The 19,130-nt window shown below is 57.7% G+C and carries 19 protein-coding genes; 13 read left to right on the forward strand and 6 right to left on the reverse strand.

The window, feature by feature from the left end; all coding sequences use genetic code 11:
* Positions 1 to 15: 15 nt before the first annotated feature.
* Genes aroC through cobO form a run of 4 tightly spaced genes read left to right on the forward strand, consistent with a single transcriptional unit; the run spans position 16 to position 3,408 of the window.
* Positions 16 to 1,116: a chorismate synthase gene (aroC, locus tag AC2FJ5_RS14240; protein WP_496702826.1), complete on the forward strand. Its 1,101-nt coding sequence runs from the start codon at positions 16 to 18 to the stop codon at positions 1,114 to 1,116.
* On the forward strand, positions 1,100 to 1,762 hold the full coding sequence (locus tag AC2FJ5_RS14245) for an HD domain-containing protein (RefSeq protein WP_496702828.1): 663 nt from the start codon (positions 1,100 to 1,102) through the stop codon (positions 1,760 to 1,762). Before aroC ends, AC2FJ5_RS14245 begins: the two co-directional genes overlap by 17 nt.
* Before the next feature lie 54 nt (positions 1,763 to 1,816).
* A complete protein-coding gene (locus tag AC2FJ5_RS14250) occupies positions 1,817 to 2,752 on the forward strand; it encodes a DMT family transporter (RefSeq protein ID WP_142640242.1) in 936 nt (311 codons plus the stop codon).
* Between the two features lie 56 nt (positions 2,753 to 2,808).
* Complete coding sequence (gene cobO, locus AC2FJ5_RS14255) at positions 2,809 to 3,408, forward strand: cob(I)yrinic acid a,c-diamide adenosyltransferase (protein WP_496702830.1); 600 nt, start codon at positions 2,809 to 2,811, stop codon at positions 3,406 to 3,408.
* A 1,250-nt stretch (positions 3,409 to 4,658) separates the two neighbouring features.
* Here the strand turns inward: cobO and AC2FJ5_RS14260 are convergent.
* The gene (locus tag AC2FJ5_RS14260) at positions 4,659 to 5,525 is read right to left on the reverse strand and encodes a branched-chain amino acid aminotransferase (protein ID WP_496793750.1); all 867 of its coding nucleotides are present in this window, start codon (positions 5,523 to 5,525) and stop codon (positions 4,659 to 4,661) included.
* 160 nt (positions 5,526 to 5,685) lie between these two features.
* Between AC2FJ5_RS14260 and AC2FJ5_RS14265 the strand changes: the two genes are divergently transcribed.
* From AC2FJ5_RS14265 to dxs, 6 genes are all read left to right on the forward strand, one after another.
* Entirely contained in the window at positions 5,686 to 6,198 is a 513-nt protein-coding gene (locus AC2FJ5_RS14265) for a MarR family winged helix-turn-helix transcriptional regulator (RefSeq protein WP_142640252.1), read from the forward strand.
* Positions 6,195 to 6,896 (forward strand): response regulator, encoded by a 702-nt coding sequence (locus AC2FJ5_RS14270; RefSeq protein ID WP_142640254.1) that lies wholly within the window; start codon positions 6,195 to 6,197, stop codon positions 6,894 to 6,896. The genes AC2FJ5_RS14265 and AC2FJ5_RS14270 overlap by 4 nt, the downstream gene beginning before the upstream one ends.
* 68 nt (positions 6,897 to 6,964) lie before the next feature.
* On the forward strand, positions 6,965 to 7,891 hold the full coding sequence (locus AC2FJ5_RS14275; RefSeq protein WP_496793751.1) for a histone deacetylase family protein: 927 nt from the start codon (positions 6,965 to 6,967) through the stop codon (positions 7,889 to 7,891).
* Entirely contained in the window at positions 7,888 to 8,130 is a 243-nt protein-coding gene (locus AC2FJ5_RS14280; protein WP_037313918.1) for an exodeoxyribonuclease VII small subunit, read from the forward strand. The genes AC2FJ5_RS14275 and AC2FJ5_RS14280 overlap by 4 nt, the downstream gene beginning before the upstream one ends.
* Positions 8,131 to 8,997 carry a polyprenyl synthetase family protein gene (locus AC2FJ5_RS14285; protein ID WP_496751092.1) on the forward strand — a complete coding sequence of 289 codons (867 nt, stop codon included), beginning with the start codon at positions 8,131 to 8,133 and terminating at the stop codon, positions 8,995 to 8,997.
* Between the two features lie 16 nt (positions 8,998 to 9,013).
* Positions 9,014 to 10,942, forward strand: coding sequence for a 1-deoxy-D-xylulose-5-phosphate synthase (gene dxs, locus AC2FJ5_RS14290; RefSeq protein ID WP_496793753.1), 1,929 nt, complete (start codon positions 9,014 to 9,016; stop codon positions 10,940 to 10,942).
* Between the two features lie 223 nt (positions 10,943 to 11,165).
* Here dxs and AC2FJ5_RS14295 read toward each other — a convergent pair whose 3' ends face one another.
* Entirely contained in the window at positions 11,166 to 12,362 is a 1,197-nt protein-coding gene (locus AC2FJ5_RS14295) for a BCCT family transporter (RefSeq protein WP_496793815.1), read from the reverse strand.
* A gap of 139 nt (positions 12,363 to 12,501) precedes the next feature.
* Between AC2FJ5_RS14295 and AC2FJ5_RS14300 the strand changes: the two genes are divergently transcribed.
* The 3 genes from AC2FJ5_RS14300 to msrA all read left to right on the forward strand — a co-directional run bounded on the left by AC2FJ5_RS14300 (position 12,502) and on the right by msrA (position 14,429).
* Positions 12,502 to 13,380 (forward strand): DMT family transporter, encoded by an 879-nt coding sequence (locus AC2FJ5_RS14300; protein WP_496703193.1) that lies wholly within the window; start codon positions 12,502 to 12,504, stop codon positions 13,378 to 13,380.
* A 93-nt stretch (positions 13,381 to 13,473) separates the two neighbouring features.
* Complete coding sequence (gene msrB / locus AC2FJ5_RS14305) at positions 13,474 to 13,923, forward strand: peptide-methionine (R)-S-oxide reductase MsrB (RefSeq protein WP_496699291.1); 450 nt, start codon at positions 13,474 to 13,476, stop codon at positions 13,921 to 13,923.
* Positions 13,920 to 14,429, forward strand: coding sequence for a peptide-methionine (S)-S-oxide reductase MsrA (msrA, locus tag AC2FJ5_RS14310; protein WP_282022325.1), 510 nt, complete (start codon positions 13,920 to 13,922; stop codon positions 14,427 to 14,429). The genes msrB and msrA overlap by 4 nt, the downstream gene beginning before the upstream one ends.
* Positions 14,430 to 14,450: 21 nt before the next feature.
* On the opposite strand, the gene AC2FJ5_RS14315 is transcribed toward msrA, so the two are convergent.
* The 4 genes from AC2FJ5_RS14315 to mtgA all read right to left on the reverse strand — a co-directional run bounded on the left by AC2FJ5_RS14315 (position 14,451) and on the right by mtgA (position 19,099).
* A complete protein-coding gene (locus AC2FJ5_RS14315) occupies positions 14,451 to 16,454 on the reverse strand; it encodes a hydantoinase/oxoprolinase N-terminal domain-containing protein (protein WP_496793755.1) in 2,004 nt (667 codons plus the stop codon).
* A 72-nt stretch (positions 16,455 to 16,526) separates the two neighbouring features.
* Positions 16,527 to 17,564, reverse strand: coding sequence for a tRNA epoxyqueuosine(34) reductase QueG (queG, locus tag AC2FJ5_RS14320; protein WP_496793756.1), 1,038 nt, complete (start codon positions 17,562 to 17,564; stop codon positions 16,527 to 16,529).
* A gap of 76 nt (positions 17,565 to 17,640) precedes the next feature.
* Positions 17,641 to 18,306: an FtsZ-binding protein FzlA gene (gene fzlA, locus AC2FJ5_RS14325; protein ID WP_271951686.1), complete on the reverse strand. Its 666-nt coding sequence runs from the start codon at positions 18,304 to 18,306 to the stop codon at positions 17,641 to 17,643.
* 58 nt (positions 18,307 to 18,364) lie between these two features.
* The gene (gene mtgA, locus AC2FJ5_RS14330) at positions 18,365 to 19,099 is read right to left on the reverse strand and encodes a monofunctional biosynthetic peptidoglycan transglycosylase (RefSeq protein ID WP_142640279.1); all 735 of its coding nucleotides are present in this window, start codon (positions 19,097 to 19,099) and stop codon (positions 18,365 to 18,367) included.
* Between the last annotated feature and the right edge of the window lie 31 nt (positions 19,100 to 19,130).

A 19,130-nucleotide genomic window follows, 5' to 3' on the forward strand; every position in this document is an offset into this window, starting at 1 on the left:
GAAGGAGCACCCCTTATGTCGATGAACAGCTTTGGCCATCTTTTCCGCGTCACCACCTGGGGTGAAAGCCACGGTCCCGCCTTGGGTGCCACTGTTGATGGCTGCCCGCCGGGGGTGACCATCGACGCAGAGGTGATCCAGCACTGGCTGGACAAGCGCAAACCAGGACAGAATAAATACACCACCCAGCGGCGCGAGCCCGATCAGGTGAAAATCCTGTCCGGCGTGTTCGAAGGGCAGACGACCGGAACTCCGGTCCAGCTGATGATCGAGAACACTGATCAGCGGTCAAAAGACTACGGCGATATCATGGAAAAGTTCCGCCCGGGCCATGCTGATATCACCTATTGGCAAAAATACGGTATCCGCGATTATCGCGGCGGTGGCCGCAGCTCGGCGCGCGAAACCGCCTCGCGCGTTGCCGCCGGGGGCCTGGCCCGCGAAGCGATCAGGCAGATCGCACCGAATGTGCAAATCACCGGGTACATGACTCAGATTGGCCCGCACAAGATCGACCGCACGAATTTCGATTGGTCACAGATTGAACAGAACCCATTCTGGACGCCCGATGCGACAGCCGCCGAAGATTGGGCCGCCTATTTAGACGGGTTACGCAAGTCCGGCAATTCGGTCGGGGCAGTGGTTGAGGTCGTTGCGCGTGGTGTCCCTGCCGGGATTGGTGCGCCAGTTTATGCCAAGTTAGACACTGATCTTGCCGCAGCGATGATGTCGATCAACGCAGTCAAAGGTGTTGAGATCGGCGAAGGCATGGCCGCCGCTGAACTGACCGGCGAGGCCAATGCCGATGAAATCTTCATGGGGCAGAACGGCCCGCAATACAGCTCGAACCACGCAGGCGGCATACTGGGCGGGATTTCGACCGGGCAGGATATAGTCGTACGCTTTGCGGTCAAACCGACCTCGTCGATTCTGACCACGCGCAAAACGATCACCAAGTCCGGAGAAGAGACCGAGATCATCACCAAAGGCCGCCATGACCCTTGTGTCGGCATCCGTGCGGTTCCGGTTGGCGAAGCGATGATGGCTTGCGTAATCCTTGACCACCTGCTGTTGCACCGGGGTCAGATCGGCGAGAACCGTGGCCATATCGGCTGAGCTGCGCACCCGGCTGCGCGGCATCGTCGCACAGCGCATGAAAACAGATCCTGCCCATGATCTGGCGCATCTGGATCGCGTTTGGATCAATGTACAGGCCATCGCGGACACGCAAGCAGATATTCGGGTTCTGCTTGCGGCAAGCTATCTTCATGACCTAGTCAACTTGCCCAAAGATGACCCCGACCGCCACTTGGCCTCACGCCGGTCTGCTGCCGAGTCAGAGCCTATTCTGGAGGAATTGACGTTTTCACGACCCGAGATCGACGCCATCCAGCACGCCATTGCTGCACACAGTTTCTCGGCCGGGATACCGCCAGAAACACCCGAGGCCCGCTTCCTACGCGATGCAGATCGGCTTGATGCACTGGGGGCCATCGGCATTGCGCGCACCTTCGTAGTGGCTGGCGCATTGGGGCGCGACTTGTATGACGCCGAGGATGCCTTTGCCCGCGCCCGTGATCTGAACGATCAGCAATTCTCGATTGACCACTGGAAGGTCAAACTGTTGAGCCTGCCGGCAGACATGCTGACGCCCAACGGGCGCGAATTGGCACAGGCGCGTGTGGCACGGATGATCCGGTTTCTTGAGGCGTTCAGCGAAGAGATCGGCCAACCCCTGCCCGACACGTGGAAATCTGCCTGATTGGTACAATCCAATCGTTGATCTTTCCCAGTCAAAGGCTCAGGTTCCCGGCCAATGGCACAATCCCTGACTTCCCACCGACCCATGCTTGCCGTGGGCCTGAAACTGGCCGCGTTGGTTCTGTTCACCTCAATGTCTGCACTGGTCAAGGCCCTGTCCGAAGATTTCCCGCCCGGTGAACTGGTGTTTTTCCGGTCGCTCTTCGCCATTCCCGTCATCATTGCCTGGTTGCTTTGGCGCGGAGAGCTGGCGCAGGGCTTTGTGGTCAAAAAGCCGATGGGTCATTTCTGGCGCGGCGTTCTGGGCACCAGCGCCATGGGTCTGACTTTTACGGGTCTCAGCCTCTTGCCACTCCCCGAGGTCACCGCGATTGGCTATGCCACCCCGATCTTCACCCTGATTCTGGCCGCGCTGATTCTGGGCGAGCGCATTCGCATGATCCGCATCGGTGCCGTCGCGCTGGGATTGTTGGGCGTGCTGATTATGGTTTGGCCCAGGCTGGGCACCACCCAGATGGAGATGGCAGCCACAATCGGGGCGCTTTGCGTGCTGGCGGCCACACTCGCCCGTGCCTTTGTGCAGATCCACATCCGGCAGCTGGTCAAGGTGGATCACCCGGCCGCGATCGTGTTCTATTTCTCGATGACCGCTACCCTGCTTTCAGCTCTGACCGCGTTTTGGGGTTGGACCATGCCGACGCTTAATCAGGCTCTAATTATGATCATAATGGGGTTGATCGGCGGTGTTGCACAGATTCTGGTCACCTCGTCCTATCGCTTTGGTCAGGCCTCGATGCTGGCCCCTTATGACTATACCACCATGCTGTTTGCCATATTCATCGGCTATATCTGGTTTGATGAGCTGCCGACGCTTGCGATCCTGTTGGGTGCGACGCTGGTGATTGCGGGCAATGTGGTCGTGATCTGGCGCGAACACCAGCTGGGGCTGGAACGCGGCAAGGCTCGGTCCCTGACCGATCACAAAGCGTGACTTTACCTTTTTCAAACTTGCCCTAGTTTGGGCCCAACAATCACAGAGGTGCCCGAATGAGCGACGCGCAGGATCACAAAGAAAAGATGCAGCAGGTGCAGGCCAAGCACCGCAAAAAGGTCTCTGAGGCCGTCGACCCGGGCCGTGGTCTGGTGCTGATCAATACCGGCAAGGGCAAGGGCAAATCCTCGGCCGCGTTTGGTGTCGTGATCCGAGCGCTGGGATGGGGTCAGAAAGTTGCCGTCGTACAGTTCATCAAGGGCAAGTGGAAAACCGGCGAGCGGCGGTTTTTTGAAGAGCGCAATCTGGTCACCTGGCACACGATGGGCGAGGGCTTTACCTGGGACACCCAGGACCGCGAGCGCGATATCGCCGCTGCCAATGCGGCCTTCGACAGGGCGCGCGCGCTGATGGAGAGCGGTGAGTATGATCTGGTCGTTCTGGACGAGATCAATATTGCCCTGCGTTATGAATATCTGACCGTCGATCAGGTGATCGACGGGCTCAAGGCGCGGTCCGACAAGACCAGCGTGTTCCTGACCGGCCGCGATGCGCCAGAACCACTGCGCGACTATGCTGATCTGGTCACCGAAATGACCGAGGAAAAGCACCCGTTTCAAGCCGGAATCAAAGCTCAGCGCGGCGTGGATTTCTAGGATTAGAGTCTGCTTTGCAGAGCGAGTAGTCCGGGTTGAAGGAATGCAAGTGCATAGTCTGATGAGCTGACAAAACTGCCCTTGACTGCGCACAGGCCTGAACGCCCAGACTATGAACTCTACAGCATTCCCAATTCAGAAGAACGCTTGGAGCATTTTATGAGCTGCCTGAGTGTTCGCTTTACAAGAATTATGAAAACCGCCCGATCCGGTCAACTCGACTTGATTCACGGTTAAGTAGGAGTTTTGCTAAGGGTTTCGCTTCCTAAAATTAATTAGTTGTCGCAAGCACCGATGCACTAACTGTTTGATTATTATCAGAAAATCTCAATATCACTTCGTACCTAATCACCGTATCAAACCCGGTTAAGGTTCTAATCATTGACGGTGTATGTTTACGGTACTGCTCTACTGTCCAATAGCCGGTCATTGATGCAACCGGTTCATTGTCTCTAGTCGGCACGAAGTTTTCGCTTCGAGACCTGTGAGGTCCCGCAATCTTAAATTGATGGTATATAAACCAGTTTTGAATCCTATCTTGATTTGACAGGCTTCTAGCTATCCGAAACACACAGACTGCGGCTCCTTGCCCCGTACCAACTCTGTCCCAATCAAACTTAAGTAGGTTTGGTCGTTCTTTGTTTTGTTCTTCTTCTGTGAGGCAGCTCTGTACATCTGGATATGCCTGAATTGCCCTTCGAAACTGGCCCCATCGAGCTTGTTCAGAATCCATGACGTATCCGATGAACAAGTACGGCTCGCCTTCTTGCGTGGATAAATGGTCATACTCAATCGTGCAGCTATCGTTAGCGCGACAATGCTCCCAAACGTCAACCGGGGCGTTTTCTGACAGAGCCACACACCCGGAGCAAAACCACACGATTGATGACGCGATCCCCAAAAGCCTAGCTTGTTGCTTTGTCATAGAGAGCACTCACTCAACCAAAGGCAGCGCGCCTGATTTATGCTCACCCTAGGGGTACATATCATTATGGTACTAGTCGGGTATACCCTACCTGACCACTTCGTAACCTCAGTTTCCGCGAGTGTCTTCGAGAATCCCATGCCCCTCGCACCCAGAACGCATAAAGCTCCTTACCCAACACTAAGACAAGGTGCAGCACCTGTAACTATGGGCTCAATTCGGTCATTGTAAGATAATTTACGCACTCACATATCTACCCGTAGCTGTTAACGGTTGCCCAAAAGCAGAAAACCCCGCCAAGGCGGGGTTTCAACTTGGTTGCAGGTTATGCCCGCACCAGTTTTTCGTAATCGGCGGCAATCTCGCGGGTCAGGTCACCGACCTCGAACCTATAGTCGCCGATTTGGCCCACAGGCGTGACCTCGGCGGCGGTGCCGGTCAGCCAGCATTGTTCGAAATCGGCCATCTCTTCGGGCTTGATGCGGCGCTCATGCACGGTGATGCCTTTGTCTTTAAGCATCTGGATCACGGTTTGACGGGTGATGCCGTTCAAAAAGCAATCGGCCAGAGGGGTATGAACCTCACCGTCTTTGACGAAGAACACGTTGGCCCCGGTCGCTTCGGCGACATAGCCGCGCCAGTCCATGAACAGCGCATCCGAGCAGCCCTTGGACTCGGCCTTGTGCTTGGAGATGGTGCAGATCATGTAGAGACCCGCCGCCTTGGCGTGAACCGGGATGGTTTCAGGGCTGGGGCGTTTCCATTCGGCGATGTCCAACTTTGCGCCCTGCATCTTGGCGTCGCCGTAATAGGCACCCCAGGGCCAGACCGCTACGGCCATGCGGACCGGGTTCTTGGCCGAAGCCACGCCCATATCCTCGCCCGAACCACGCCAGACCAGCGCACGGACATAGGCGTCCTGCAGGCCACTTGCCTTCAGCGCGTCTTCCTTTGCCGCTTCGATCTGGTCGATCGTATAGGGCATCGGCATGTCCAGCGCCTCGGCCGAGGCGACCAGCCGTTCAGAATGCTCCCGACTTTTGAAAATTTTGCCGTTATAGGCCCGCTCGCCCTCAAAGACCGAAGACGCATAGTGCATCGCATGGCTCAGAATGTGGACATTCGCCTCGCGCCAGGGCACAAGTTCTCCATCCATCCAGATGACACCGTCACGATCATCATACCCCGCCATGCGAAACCTCCCTGCCTGGGTTGAATATTCCAATTATTGCGCAATATAGGTCCGAAGTGGGCATAAAGTTGCGCAAAAACTGCGATTCGATACCTGTCCGCTCTTGGAATGTCAACAACGCTGACATAAACTCGGACCTGTGTAACGAATGAGGCAGAATATGTCAGATACCCGCCCCGCCCAGGCCTTTGGCGGAGAAAGCCTGTTGTTTCTTACGGATGAACAGCTGCGGCAGGGGATCGAGGCGATGTTTTTCGCCTATCGCGGGTTCACGGCGGACCCGGATCGCATTCTGACACAGCTGGCCTATGGGCGGGCACACCACCGTGCTATCCACTTTATTAATCGCGCGCCGGGGACGACCGTCAATAACCTGCTTGCTATTCTAGGAGTGACGAAACAGTCTCTGAACCGGGTCCTTCGGACATTGATTGACGATGGGTTGGTCGAAAGCAGGGTCGGTACGGTGGACAAGCGCGAACGGCACTTGTTTCTGACCGAAGCCGGGAGGGCGCTTGAAACCAGGCTGTCCGAGGCCCAGCGCGTGCGGATGCGCGCGGCCTATAAGGACGCAGGCCCAGAAGCGGTGTCTGGGTTTCGCAAAGTGCTTGAAGCAATGATGGATGCTGATATGCGTCATGCCTATACCAAATTGCGGGATACGACCTCATGAGTGATATGGACGCCCATCTGTTGATCGTTGACGATGACGAGCGTATTCGCGATCTGCTCAAGAAATTCCTGATGCGAAACGGGTTTCTGGTGACCGCGGCGCGGGATGCGGCCCATGCACGTCGGGTGCTGTCGGGGCTGGATTTCGACATGATCGTTCTGGATGTGATGATGCCCGGCGAAGATGGTGTCAGCCTGACCAGAGCCCTGCGCGAGACCCACACCACCCCGATCCTGTTGCTGACGGCGCGGGGCGAAACCGAACACCGTATCGCCGGGCTTGAGGCGGGGGCCGATGATTATCTGGCCAAACCTTTCGAGCCCAAAGAGCTTTTGTTGCGGATCAATGCGATCCTGCGCCGGATGCCGGAAACCCCGGCACAGGATGCCGCAACCAAGATTCTGCATCTCGGCCCGATCCGCTATGATGTTGAGCGCGGTGAGATGTGGCGGGGAGAAGAAACGGTCCGCCTAACCGCAACGGAAAGCCAGCTGATGAAGATCTTCTCGGCCCAGCCCGGCGCCCCTATCAGTCGCGCCAAGCTGGTCGAGGATCTGGGCCGTGATAAGGGTCAGGCGCAGGAGCGTGCCGTGGATGTGCAGATCACACGGCTGAGACGCAAGATCGAGCAAGACCCGAAACAACCCCGGTACCTGCAGACCGTGCGCGGGGCCGGGTACATGCTGGCACCGGATTGATTGAGCCGCTGCGTGGCGGTTCCTTGCCTTCGGCGAAGGTATTTTGACCAGATGAACAGGGGATTGTGATGAAAACTGCCCTTTTGACCCATGCGGATTGTCTTGGGCACGTGACGCCCGAGGGGCATCCGGAACAAATCGCGCGGCTGGAACATATCCTTCATGCGCTGGATAGGCTGGACCTGGATCGTGTGACCGCGCCGCTTGCAGCCGATGATGACCTGCTGCGTATTCACCCCGAAAGCCATATTCGCGACATCCGCAAAAGTCGCCCGACAGAGGGATTCCGGCAGGTGGACGGCGATACATTCATGTCGCCGGGATCTGTAGATGCGGCCTATAGGGCTGCAGGAGCTGTGGTAAAAGCCGTGGATTTAGTGCTGGGCGGAGAAGCCCCAAATGCGTTCTGTGCCATTCGCCCTCCCGGCCATCACGCCGAGAATGAAACCGCCATGGGATTCTGCCTGTTCGGCAACGCCGCATTGGGGGTGAAACACGCGTTGGATCATCACGGTCTGCGCCGCGTCGCTGTGGTGGATTTCGATGTGCATCACGGCAATGGCACGCAGGATTTGCTGTGGGATGAGCCGCGCGCGTTGGTGATCACCAGCCAACAGATGCCCTTGTGGCCGGGATCAGGCCGCGCCGACGAGACCGGCGCCTTTGACAACGTCCTGAATATTCCACTGTCCCCCGGAACTGGCGGCGCCGAGATGCGCGCCGCCTACGAAACATTGGCTTTCCCGCGACTGCGCGCCTTCAAACCCGAGCTGATCATAATCTCTGCCGGGTTTGACGCCCATCAGGATGATCCGCTGGCCAATCTGAACTGGGCCACCGAAGATTTCGCCTGGATCACTGCCGAATTGTGCAAGATTGCCGATGAGCATTGCGCGGGACGTATCGTCTCGACTTTGGAGGGCGGGTATGATCTGAAAGCGCTGGCCGAGGCCACCCGTGCCCATGTGGAAGAGTTGATGAAGGCAGCCCGATGACAGACACACCCGTTGACCAGATGACATTCGAACAGGCGATGAAAGAGCTTGAGGCCGTTGTCGGCCAGCTGGAGCGCGGCGATGTGGCGCTGGATCAGTCTATCGCCCTGTATGAACGCGGCGCGGCGCTGAAGAAACGCTGCGAGGATGAGCTGAAACGGGCCGAGGAAAAGGTCGCCGCCATCACCTTGGACGCTGATGGTCAACCGACCGGGACGACTCCTGTCGAAGGTCAGTAAATGTTTCGCGAAAGACTGGCGCAGGATGCGACGCTGATTCAGGACCATTTTGATCTGGTTCTGGGTGCGCTGGACGATCTGGATGTGACACAGGCGATGGCCTATGCCACGCAAGGCGGCAAAGGTCTGCGCGGGTTTTTGGTGCTGGAAAGCGCGCGGCTGCATGATGTGGATACAGCGCGGGCGATCTGGCCTGCCACGGGGATCGAGGCGTTGCACGCCTATTCTCTGGTGCATGATGACCTGCCCTGCATGGATGACGACGATTTGCGTCGCGGGCGCCCGACAGTTCATGTGAAATGGGATGAGGGCATCGCGGTTCTGGCAGGCGACGCGTTGCAGACGCTGGCATTCGAACTTTGCACCCGTCCCGAAATTGGCCCCGCCGAAATTCGCGCGGAATTGGCCTTGTCTCTGGCGCAGGCAAGCGGAGCGCAGGGCATGGTGCTGGGCCAGGCGCTGGATATCGCGGCGGAATCGGCAGACTCTCCGCTGACGCTGGAAGAAATCACCCATTTGCAGGCAGGAAAAACCGGAGCGCTGATCGAGTGGTCTGCATGCGCCGGCGCGCGTCTGGCCCAAGCTGATCTTGCGCCCTTGCGCCAATATGCCCAATCCCTTGGTCTTGCTTTTCAAATCGCAGATGACATCTTGGATATAGAGGGTAACGCCGAAATTGCGGGCAAGCGCCTTCAGAAGGATGCCGAGGCGGGAAAGGCCACGTTTGTGTCTCTGCTGGGCCTCGACGCCGCCAGAACCCGTGCCGCGGAGCTGGTGGAACAGGGCTGCGCCGCGTTGGAAGGCTATGGCGCGTCGGCTGAAACCTTGAAGGACGCCGCCCGCTTCGTTATTGCCCGGGACAGCTAAGCCAGGAACGCGCCATATGTCTGACCGCCCGAACACTCCTCTGCTGGATCTTGTGAACCGCCCGGCCGACCTGCGGCAGTTTTCGGACGCGCAGCTGCATCAGGTGGCGCAGGAATTACGGGCCGAGACGATCTCGGCCGTATCGGTCACCGGCGGGCATCTGGGTGCGGGTCTGGGCGTGGTGGAACTGACCACCGCGCTGCATGCGGTATTCGATACGCCGCGTGACAAAATCATCTGGGATGTCGGGCACCAGTGCTATCCGCATAAAATCCTGACCGGGCGGCGCGACCGGATCCGTACCCTGCGCCAACCAGGTGGGTTGAGCGGGTTCACCAAGCGCAGCGAAAGCCCCTATGACCCTTTTGGCGCGGCGCATTCCAGCACCTCGATCAGTGCGGCCCTTGGCTTTGCCGTGGCGCGAGATCTGGGTGGCGTGACGCCCGAAGGTCTGGGCGATCCGATTGCGGTAATCGGCGATGGCTCGATGTCGGCGGGTATGGCGTTTGAGGCGATGAACAATGCGGGCCACCTGAAAAAGCGCCTGATCGTTATCCTCAACGACAATGAGATGAGCATCGCACCGCCGGTTGGCGCCCTGTCCAGTTATCTGTCGCGCATTTATGCCGAAGAACCGTTCCACGATCTGAAAGCCGCCGCCAAGGGCGCGGTGTCCCTGCTGCCGGAACCCTTCCGCGAAGGGGCCAAGCGCGCCAAAGAGATGCTCAAAGGTATGGCCGTGGGTGGCACCTTGTTCGAAGAGCTGGGCTTTTCCTATCTCGGCCCGATTGACGGGCACGATATGGACCAACTGCTGCCAGTGTTGCGTACGGTCAAGGCACGGGCAACCGGCCCGATCCTAATCCATGTGCTGACCAAAAAGGGCAAGGGCTATGCCCCCGCCGAGCAGGCCCGCGACAAGGGCCATGCCACAGCGAAATTCGATGTTGTGACGGGTGAGCAGAAGAAGGCGCCGTCAAACGCACCGTCCTATACTTCGGTTTTTGGCAAGACGCTGGTGGAAGAAGCCGCGCGGGACGACAAGATCGTCGCCGTCACCGCCGCCATGCCCGATGGAACCGGGTTGAACCTGTTTGCCGAACGCTACCCGTCACGTTGTTTCGATGTAGCGATTGCGGAACAGCATGGTGTGACGTTCTCGGCGGCTTTGGCTGCGGGCGGGATGAAGCCGTTCTGCACCATGTATTCGACCTTCCTGCAGCGCGGCTATGATCAGGTCGTGCATGATGTGGCCATTCAGCGCCTGCCCGTGCGATTTGCCATCGACCGCGCTGGTCTGGTGGGCGCTGATGGGGCGACCCATGCCGGATCGTTTGACATTGCCTATCTGGCCAACCTGCCGGGCATGGTCGTGATGGCCGCCGCAGACGAGGCCGAGCTGATGCATATGGTGGCCACCGCCGTCGCCCACGACGAAGGCCCGATCGCCTTCCGCTATCCCCGCGGTGAAGGCGTGGGCGTGGACCTGCCAGAGCGTGGTGAAGTACTTAAAATCGGCAAAGGCCGGATAATTCAGAAGGGCGCGCGCGTGGCATTGCTGTCTTTCGGTACGCGCTTGGCCGAAGTACAAAAAGCCGCCGAGGCCCTATCCGCACGCGGCATAACCCCTACCATAGCCGATGCACGTTTCGCCAAACCGCTGGACCGCGACCTGATCCTGAATCTGGCCTCCGATCATGAGGCGCTGATTACCATCGAAGAGGGTGCGATTGGCGGTTTCGGCAGCCATGTGGCGCAGCTACTGGCCGATGAGGGTGTGTTTGATCAGGGCCTTAAATACCGCTCGATGGTGTTTCCGGATATCTTCATTGATCAGGCAAACCCGGCGGATATGTATGCGGTTGCCGGTATGAATGCTGAACAGATTGAGGCCAAGGTCCTGTCTGTTCTGGGTGTGGCCACAATTGGTGAAAAACGCGCCTGAGGGACCATTGAGGTTATCAACTCCAAGGAAGATGGAACCTCAAGAGAGCTCTCCAGTGAATGACGATTGAACTAAGCCAACATAAGTAAAAGATATTGCAAGTTTGTGATTTCACACGTGTCGCTTTGTTTTGCCTTTTTGACCCTTTCCGCATTGCTTACACAGTCGCGGCCAAAAAAATACGGGCACCGAGGCGCCCGTATTAGCTTTTTCTCGATCTTGATCAGTGAACCGTCTCGACCTTGTGGAAATCCAGATCACGGTCTTCGGGCATCCCAGTTATGCTCAGCACCTCTTTGCGCTTGGTGATCAGGATATAAACCACACAGGCCAGATAGAGGCCGACAACAACTGCACCGATCCACTGGATCTGCAACCACTGACTTTGGAACAGCAGGGTCAGGACAAACAGCAGCACCACGTTGCCGGCCACATAGACCGCCTTACCAAATCGTGCGACTGTCATGTTCAGGTTGTCTGTATAGAGCCTGATCAGCGAATCCAGCGAGTTGATCACAAAGGTCACGCCCACGATCACCATCGCGATGTTGGTGATGCCTGCAGTGCTGATGCCGTTCAGGTGGTAATAGTAGAGAACAGTGAACCAGATCGCCAAAGGGATCGACGGAAAGATCAGCAGAGCAGCCAGTAGTTGCCAGGTCTTCAGCCCACCTACAAAGCGAGATGTGAACTGGCCGATCATGATCGACCAGGCAAACCACCAGAACAGGTAGAAGGCGTGATAATCTGTCAGCGGCAGGACAAACTTGTGCAGGTTGGTGAAATAGGCACCAACATTGCTTCCGGTTTCCACAAAGCCATTCACGCCCATGCCCGCAGCAACCCACATGCCCAGGATCAGTGCCAGGAACAAAAAGGTCGAGCCCACCGACAGGATACGCACGTATTTCAGGTCGGTCGAAGAATAGGCCGCTGCCAGAATGACGACAAACACGATGACATAGAAGGTGGTGACCACTGACTCGCCGTCTCCGACCTCGGGCAGGTAGCCGGGCAGGTAGATCAGGAACAGGCTGGCGGTGAAAGCGCAGGTGCCGATGATGACCACATTGTTGATCAGCTTGACCAGTGGGATTTCAAAGAACTTCACGCGCGGCTCGATGACACAGAAATAGAACGCGGTCAGAAAGTAGAACGCCCAGATCAGAAAGCCCCAGAACCCGAATTCGATCGCCAGTGGGTTGGCAAACGCATAGGCGGGGTCTTCGGCATAGCCGCCGAATTCGGTCAGCGGAAACATGATCAGGCCGACATCCAACCCGGATGTGAACAGAATCGCGATGAAGGTGAACAGATGAACCGGCGTTACGCCAACGATCCGCAGATTCCACCACTTCACCACAAAGAAGGCAACAAGGCCCAACGCCAGCAAGACGCCAAATGATAGTATGTACTCCAATAGCACCGACAATCCTCCCATTAATGTCAGTTCATGACGCTGTTATAGTTTATTGGCTGATCAATCAATAAAAACAGCACTGCTTGCGGTGCGCGCTTATTCGGTCAACAGTGCGCGAAAATCTGAACAGGGGGTCGCGATGGATTTTCGCGCAATGGCCATGGGGCTGACATTTGCGTTTATCTGGTCTTCGGCCTTCACCTCGGCCCGGATCATCGTGGCGGACGCATCGCCGTTGTTTTCCCTGGCTCTGCGGTTTCTGATCTCGGGTTTGATTGGCGTCGTGATTGCACGGGCGATGGGCCAAAGCTGGCGGCTGACGCGGTCACAATGGTATGCCACCATCCTGTTCGGGATATGTCAAAATGCCCTTTATTTGGGCCTAAACTTCTATGCGATGCAAACAATCGAGGCCTCTGTTGCCGCAATCATCGCCTCGACCATGCCATTGCTGGTTGCCTTGGCCAGTTGGCTGTTTATGGGCGACAGATTACGGCCAGTTGGAATTGTCGGCCTGTGTGCCGGGTTCGCCGGTGTTGCTCTGATCATGAGCAGTCGGATCGGCGACGGCGTTGATCTGTTCGGCGTCATGCTTTGTGGCATTGGAGCGCTTGCGCTGACATTTGCCACGCTCGCAGTGCGAGGGGCGACATCGGGCGGGAATTTCATGATGGTGGTTGGCTTACAGATGCTGGTCGGATCGGCCATTCTGTTTGTTGCAGCACCGGTATTCGAAACGATTCATATCCACTTGACGGTGCCGCTGGTCCTGGCCTTCACCTATACAACTCTGTTTCCCGGCCTTCTGGCCACGTTCATCTGGTTCCTGCTGCTGGATCGGATCGGCGCAACCCGGGCGGCCACGTTTCACTTTCTCAACCCGGTCTTTGGTGTCACCATCGCCGCGATCTTGTTGGGCGAAAAACTGGGGCCGCTGGATGCGGTCGGGGTTCTTATCACAACACTGGGCATTCTGGCGGTGCAACTGTCCCGCCAACCCGCTGCAAAACCGGCCTGACCTTGCACAACTGCGCGAGCTAGGCAGAACGCCCTTTGCTTTCCGCCAATAATCCCCATCTATTATGCGAACCACCAGAAGTCCGGAGGAGCAATGACCCGTTACACCAAATCCCCTGAGGCCGTCGCCGCATTGTCGCCCGAGGAATACCACGTCACGCAAAACAGCGGCACCGAACGGCCCGGAACTGGCAAACTGCTGAATAACAAAGAACCCGGCATCTACGTGGATATCGTCTCGGGCGAGCCTTTGTTCGCCTCGGCGCATAAATACGAATCCGGCTGCGGCTGGCCCAGTTTCACAAAGCCGATCGTACATGAGCATGTTGAAGAGGTTCACGATGCCTCGCTGGGTATGATCCGGACCGAAGTTCGCTCGAAACATGGCGATAGCCATTTGGGGCATGTATTTCCCGACGGCCCCCGCGAACATGGCGGGCTGCGATACTGTATCAACTCAGCCTCATTACGGTTCGTCCATCGCGATCAGATGGAAGCCGAAGGCTATGGCGAATTCCTGATTCATGTGGAGGAGATCGAATGACCGAACATCGCGCCGTTCTTGCCGGGGGCTGCTTTTGGGGCATGCAGGATCTGATCCGCAAACGCCCGGGCGTTTTCCGCACTCGCGTCGGATATACTGGTGGAGACGTGCCCAACGCCACTTATCGCAACCACGGCACCCATGCCGAGGGAATCGAGATCTTTTACGATCCTACCGTGACCACCTATCGCGATCTGCTTGAGTTTTTCTTTCAGATCCATGACCCGACTACGGTGAACCGGCAAGGGAACGACATGGGGATGAGCTATCGCTCGGCCATTTATTATGTCGATGACGCCCAGAAACAGGTCGCCCTGGACACCATTGCCGATGTGAATGCCAGTGGCATCTGGCCCGGCAAGGTCGTGACCGAGCTGGAACCCGTTGGCGATTTCTGGGAGGCCGAGTCCGAGCATCAGGATTATCTTGAACGCATCCCGAACGGCTATACCTGCCATTTCCCGCGCCCGGATTGGGTTCTGCCCAAACGCGACGCGGCCGAGTAAGGATTAGGCCCGGATCAGGGGCTAGTCAGACGCCACCCGCGGCCTTCCACTGGCCTCGACGGTGATCATTGCCTCAACAAAGACCTCCTGCGCTTCGATACGGGCGGTGCGGATATCCCGGTCGACGATCACTCGGATATCCTCGGCACCGGCCCCGCGCACTTCTCCTTCCGCCTCAGCCCTCAGGATGGATTCCAGCAGCGCCATCGCCTCGTCAGAATCGCTAAAGTCCTGAGGCCCGTCTTCAAGATGCACCCTGTACCGCCCTTCGGATGGCGCCGTGACGGTCCCGGCCCGGCGCAGTGTCAGCCTGCCAACAACTGCTCCAATCGCATTGGCCACGCCCGCGTGTCCCGGCAGAATCATGCGGCATCGCAATCTTTCCCCGACTGCGGGGTAATAGCTGGGGGCCGACGCCCCAAGACCGATCACATCCACATTCAGTGCCGCGTCCAGCGCCACCAAACCGCGATGCCCGGCCAGACCTTTCCGCGTCAAAACATGCCGGGCCAGATCGGGTGCCGGAACGCCGAAATCTTCGGCTTCTTCTGAAAAAGCGGTCTCTAACAAGGTCAAAGAGGTCTGTTCGGTCAGCTGATCAACGATCATCTGCGCCAACAGATCCGGTGTTGCAGCCAGCATATCACCGGTGCCAATCCGTTTTCGCGCCACTAGTTCCAACGCTTTGCGTGCAGCCTCTGCGTCCCAGGCATCCAAACGGCCCAGGACATGGCTGGCATCCGAAGGTGTCACGCCGGATACCTGAACGATTCCACGATCCACCAAACGAGTAAGTGCGCCTGTCTCCATCCGCGTTTTAAGCAATTCAGACAGCGGCAGGACCTTCTGCCCCAAGCGATCCACCAGGGCGGTTTCCCTTGCCCCCAGACCTTCGGCATGAACACCCGGTACCAGACGTGCGAACCGGGTGTCATGTTCACCCACGGTTGGGGCCCGCAACTGCGCATCCAAGGCCGTGTGAACCTCGTCGGGCGCTTCTGACGCGATCAGAGATACGGGCAAAACACGGCGCGGTCCCAGGAAGATGCCGCCGCCCAGCCCTTCGGTTACAACATGTACCTGACTGTCCCCGCCCAACCCGTGGGTCCGCATGGCGACGGCCTCCACCATGGTGCGAAAGCCGCCAACCCTGGCACCTTCTGGATCAATGGCGGGCTTGCCATCCCGGATCAAGGCGACATCGGTCGTGGTACCTCCGATATCTGATACCAGCGCGTTCTCGGCTCCCGTTAGCCAGCGCGCCCCGACGATCGAGGCCGCAGGGCCGCTCAAAATCGTTTCAATCGGTCGATCCCGCGCCTGTTCGGCGCTCATCAACGCTCCGTCGCCACGAACCACCATCATTGGCGCTGAAATTCCTAGCGTCACAAGCTGATCCTGTGCCCGTCCGATCAAGCGGTCGATCATGCCAATCAACCGTGCATTCAATACCGCTGTCACCGCACGTTTTGGGCCATTCAACTTGGCCGACAGATGGTGCGAACATGTCACCGGCGCACCCGTCCGATCAGTAATAATGCGGGCGGCCTCAAGTTCATGCGCCGGGTTTCTGGTGGCGAATTGCCCGGCCACCGCGAAGCCGGAGATACCAGAATTAGAGTCTAAAAAGGCCTCAATCGCCTGAACATCCAATGGCCTGGCCTCTGTTCCAGCATGCGTGTGACCGCCCGCCACAACCAAAGCTGGATCCCCATTCAAAGCATCCCGCAGACCATGCTTTTCCAGATCACTCTCCCTGAACCCGATATAGATCAGAGCAACCCGGCCACCCTGCCCTTCGACCAGCGCATTCGTGGCCAATGTCGTTGACAAGGACGCCATCGAGATCTGCTCGGGCGACACCTGGGCCTGCGTCAGCGCCGCAGAAATCGCCTTGCCGACACCAATCGCCAGATCAGCCCGCGTTGTCAGAGACTTGGCTGAAGCAATCACCTCAGTCTCATCCCGGACCAGCACCGCATCCGTATAGGTTCCGCCTGTATCAACCCCCAAAGCCAGCGCCATCGGGTTCTCCTTCCTGTTCGCTGTGATTGGGTTTAGCGGTTTGCACCGACACGTCCAGCCTGTTTGCGGCACCTAGGAGAGTTGTTTGACCGCCCAGCGCGCGGCATCTGCCACGGCTGAATCCGGATCCTCTGTCAAATCCTGTGCAATCGGTATCAACCCCTGCAGGCACGAGTTGCCAATGGCGTACAGCACATTTCGCACAAACCGGTCCCGTCCAATCCGCTTAATTGGAGAGCCCGAGAATTTCGTTCGAAATTCCGGATCGTCCAGGCCAGCCAATTCCGCCAGCCGAGGAGCCTTCAGATCCTCACGCGCTGCATAGCGCATGTCACTTGCCGTGACTGCGAATTTGTTCCAGGGGCAGGCGGCAAGGCAATCATCGCAACCATAGATCCGATTGCCGAGTTTCGCGCGCAGGTCATGATCAACCGGACCCTTGTGTTCGATTGTCAGGTAAGAAATGCAGCGCCGCGCGTCCAACTGATAAGGCGCCGGGAATGCGTCTGTCGGACAGGCGGCCAAACAGGCCCGGCAGGATCCACAGTGATCCACCTCTGCTTGATTCGAAGGTAGGTCCAGAGTTGTAAAAACAGACCCTATAAAGGCCCAATTTCCCCAATCGCGACTTACAAGATTGGTGTGCTTACCCTGCCATCCCAACCCCGCAGCATGACCCAAGGCCTTTTCCGGAACCGGGGCGGTATCGACAAAGACCTTCACCTCGCCACCAGCCTCGGCTATCAACCAGCGGGCTAACCTTTTGAGCCGCTTCTTGACCAGGTCGTGATAGTCCTTGTTCTGCGCATAGACTGAGATCGCCCCCTTCTCGGGGTGGTCCAGAATCTCGGTTGGATCATGTTCGGGCGCATAGCTTTCTGCCAACATGATCACCGATTTCGCCTCGGGCCAGAGCGCTGCCGGATCGCCTCGCCAATGGGTCCGCTCGGCCATCCATCCCATTTGCCCGTGATATTCGGCCTGCAGGAACGCCTCCAGCCGGGCGGGCACTTCGGGGACATCCCACGGGCGACAAATGCGACAAGACACAAAGCCCTCGCTCAGCGCCTGTGCCACCAGCCTATCCTTTAAACCCGATCCGCTCTTCATCTGGCCCTAAATACCTTCGGGGGAATCGCGCCCCAAGGCGCGATGGGGGGCAAACAGCCCCCCTTGTGCGACCCTATCAGAAATCCAGATCTGCGTAATGGGCCGGTGGGCGGAACCCCGGAACCTGATCTGCAAGAATTGACCGGAACGCAGGCCGGGATTTGATCTTGGCATACCAGTCCTTAACCGCCTGCGACCGGTTCCAATCCACGTCCGAGATATAATCCAGCGCCGATAGATGCGCCGCAGCCGCAAAATCGGCCAATGTCATCTGATCCCCGGCCAGCCAACGGCGGTGATCCAGCAACCAGGCCATGTAATCCAGATGATACTTGATGGCCTTGGCACCTTGTTTGACATTCTTACTGTCGGGATAGCCCTGTCCGGTGACCTTCTTGTTCACACGCTCATAAACCAGTTTGGATGTTACCTCGTGATGGAACTTGTCATCAAACCAGGCCACCAGCCGACGCATTTCGTATCGTGCCTCCGGCGTTTGGGGCATCAGCGCAGGATCGGGCCGGGTTTCCTCGATATATTCGCAAATCGCGTTGCTTTCGGACATGATCTTTCCGTCCAGACGAAGAACCGGGACTTTTCCGGCCGGGTTGCGCCGCAGGAAATCCGGGTCTTTCTCCCAGTATTTCTCCTCGACCAGCTCAACCTCGATCTTCTTTTCCGCAAGCGACAGGCGCACTTTGCGGCAATAGGGGGACAGGGGAACATGAAACAGACGCGCCATGGGCTTCCAATCGAACCAGTGATTACACTCAAGCTTTAGCCTTGCAGGGCCTTGGGTTTCAATCCTCGAAACAATCCGCGCGACCATCTGCGCGAATGGTGGCCGCCCCATCGAGGATCGAGGCAGCCCGTCTGCGTGTGCGGACCGACGGATCCCGAACGGACCTGTTTTTGGGAGAAGGCAGGATTGCGGCAATACGTGCGGCCTGAACTGGCGACAGCTGGGCCGCGGTCACATTGAAGTTGCGCTGGGCTGCGGCCTCAACGCCAAACACACCTTCGCCAGTCTCGGCCACGTTCAAATAGACCTCGAGAATGCGCTGCTTGCTCCAGAAAATCTCGACCACGGGGGTGAGAGATGTCTCAAGCGCCTTACGCACCCAACTGCGCCCCTGCCACAGGAACACATTCTTCACCACTTGCTGCGTGATGGTAGAGGCGCCACGTGTACCGCCTTCCTCCAAAGCATCGCGAATGGCATCGACATCAAACCCCCAGTGCAGGCAGAAATTGGCATCCTCTGCCGCCACCACAGATCGCGCCATGACGGGCGAGATCTGTTCAATCGGCACCCAATCGCGCTGAACCTTGCCCAGCCGCCGCCATTCAGACCAGATCGTATGGGTTACCGGGGGATTCACCACAGAAAAAAGCACCACAAGCGCCACAACAAACGCAACCAGACCCAATACCGCGCGGGTCACCCAGCGGCGAATCCGCGATTGTGTCTGGTTCTTTGCCTTCGACGCTTTACTTTTCTTACTGCTCGATTTGCGCGCTGCTTTCTTTGCCATATTGTTGCTATACGACGCGGCGACGATGTTT

Source organism: Ruegeria sp. CDSA221 (assembly GCF_059611825.1).

Excerpts from the sequence above, each read along its gene's own strand:
- AC2FJ5_RS14300 (WP_496703193.1), top strand. The coding sequence starts at position 12,502 with ATGGATTTTCGCGCAATGGCCATGGGGCTGACATTTGCGTTTATCTGG.
- AC2FJ5_RS14265 (WP_142640252.1), top strand. The coding sequence starts at position 5,686 with ATGTCAGATACCCGCCCCGCCCAGGCCTTTGGCGGAGAAAGCCTGTTG.
- msrA (WP_282022325.1), top strand. The coding sequence starts at position 13,920 with ATGACCGAACATCGCGCCGTTCTTGCCGGGGGCTGCTTTTGGGGCATG.
- AC2FJ5_RS14285 (WP_496751092.1), top strand. The coding sequence starts at position 8,131 with ATGTTTCGCGAAAGACTGGCGCAGGATGCGACGCTGATTCAGGACCAT.
- cobO (WP_496702830.1), top strand. The coding sequence starts at position 2,809 with ATGAGCGACGCGCAGGATCACAAAGAAAAGATGCAGCAGGTGCAGGCC.
- aroC (WP_496702826.1), top strand. The coding sequence starts at position 16 with ATGTCGATGAACAGCTTTGGCCATCTTTTCCGCGTCACCACCTGGGGT.
- AC2FJ5_RS14275 (WP_496793751.1), top strand. The coding sequence starts at position 6,965 with ATGAAAACTGCCCTTTTGACCCATGCGGATTGTCTTGGGCACGTGACG.
- dxs (WP_496793753.1), top strand. The coding sequence starts at position 9,014 with ATGTCTGACCGCCCGAACACTCCTCTGCTGGATCTTGTGAACCGCCCG.
- AC2FJ5_RS14260 (WP_496793750.1), bottom strand. The coding sequence starts at position 5,525 with ATGGCGGGGTATGATGATCGTGACGGTGTCATCTGGATGGATGGAGAA.
- msrB (WP_496699291.1), top strand. The coding sequence starts at position 13,474 with ATGACCCGTTACACCAAATCCCCTGAGGCCGTCGCCGCATTGTCGCCC.
- queG (WP_496793756.1), bottom strand. The coding sequence starts at position 17,564 with ATGAAGAGCGGATCGGGTTTAAAGGATAGGCTGGTGGCACAGGCGCTG.
- mtgA (WP_142640279.1), bottom strand. The coding sequence starts at position 19,099 with ATGGCAAAGAAAGCAGCGCGCAAATCGAGCAGTAAGAAAAGTAAAGCG.
- AC2FJ5_RS14315 (WP_496793755.1), bottom strand. The coding sequence starts at position 16,454 with ATGGCGCTGGCTTTGGGGGTTGATACAGGCGGAACCTATACGGATGCG.
- fzlA (WP_271951686.1), bottom strand. The coding sequence starts at position 18,306 with ATGGCGCGTCTGTTTCATGTTCCCCTGTCCCCCTATTGCCGCAAAGTG.
- AC2FJ5_RS14270 (WP_142640254.1), top strand. The coding sequence starts at position 6,195 with ATGAGTGATATGGACGCCCATCTGTTGATCGTTGACGATGACGAGCGT.
- AC2FJ5_RS14250 (WP_142640242.1), top strand. The coding sequence starts at position 1,817 with ATGGCACAATCCCTGACTTCCCACCGACCCATGCTTGCCGTGGGCCTG.
- AC2FJ5_RS14280 (WP_037313918.1), top strand. The coding sequence starts at position 7,888 with ATGACAGACACACCCGTTGACCAGATGACATTCGAACAGGCGATGAAA.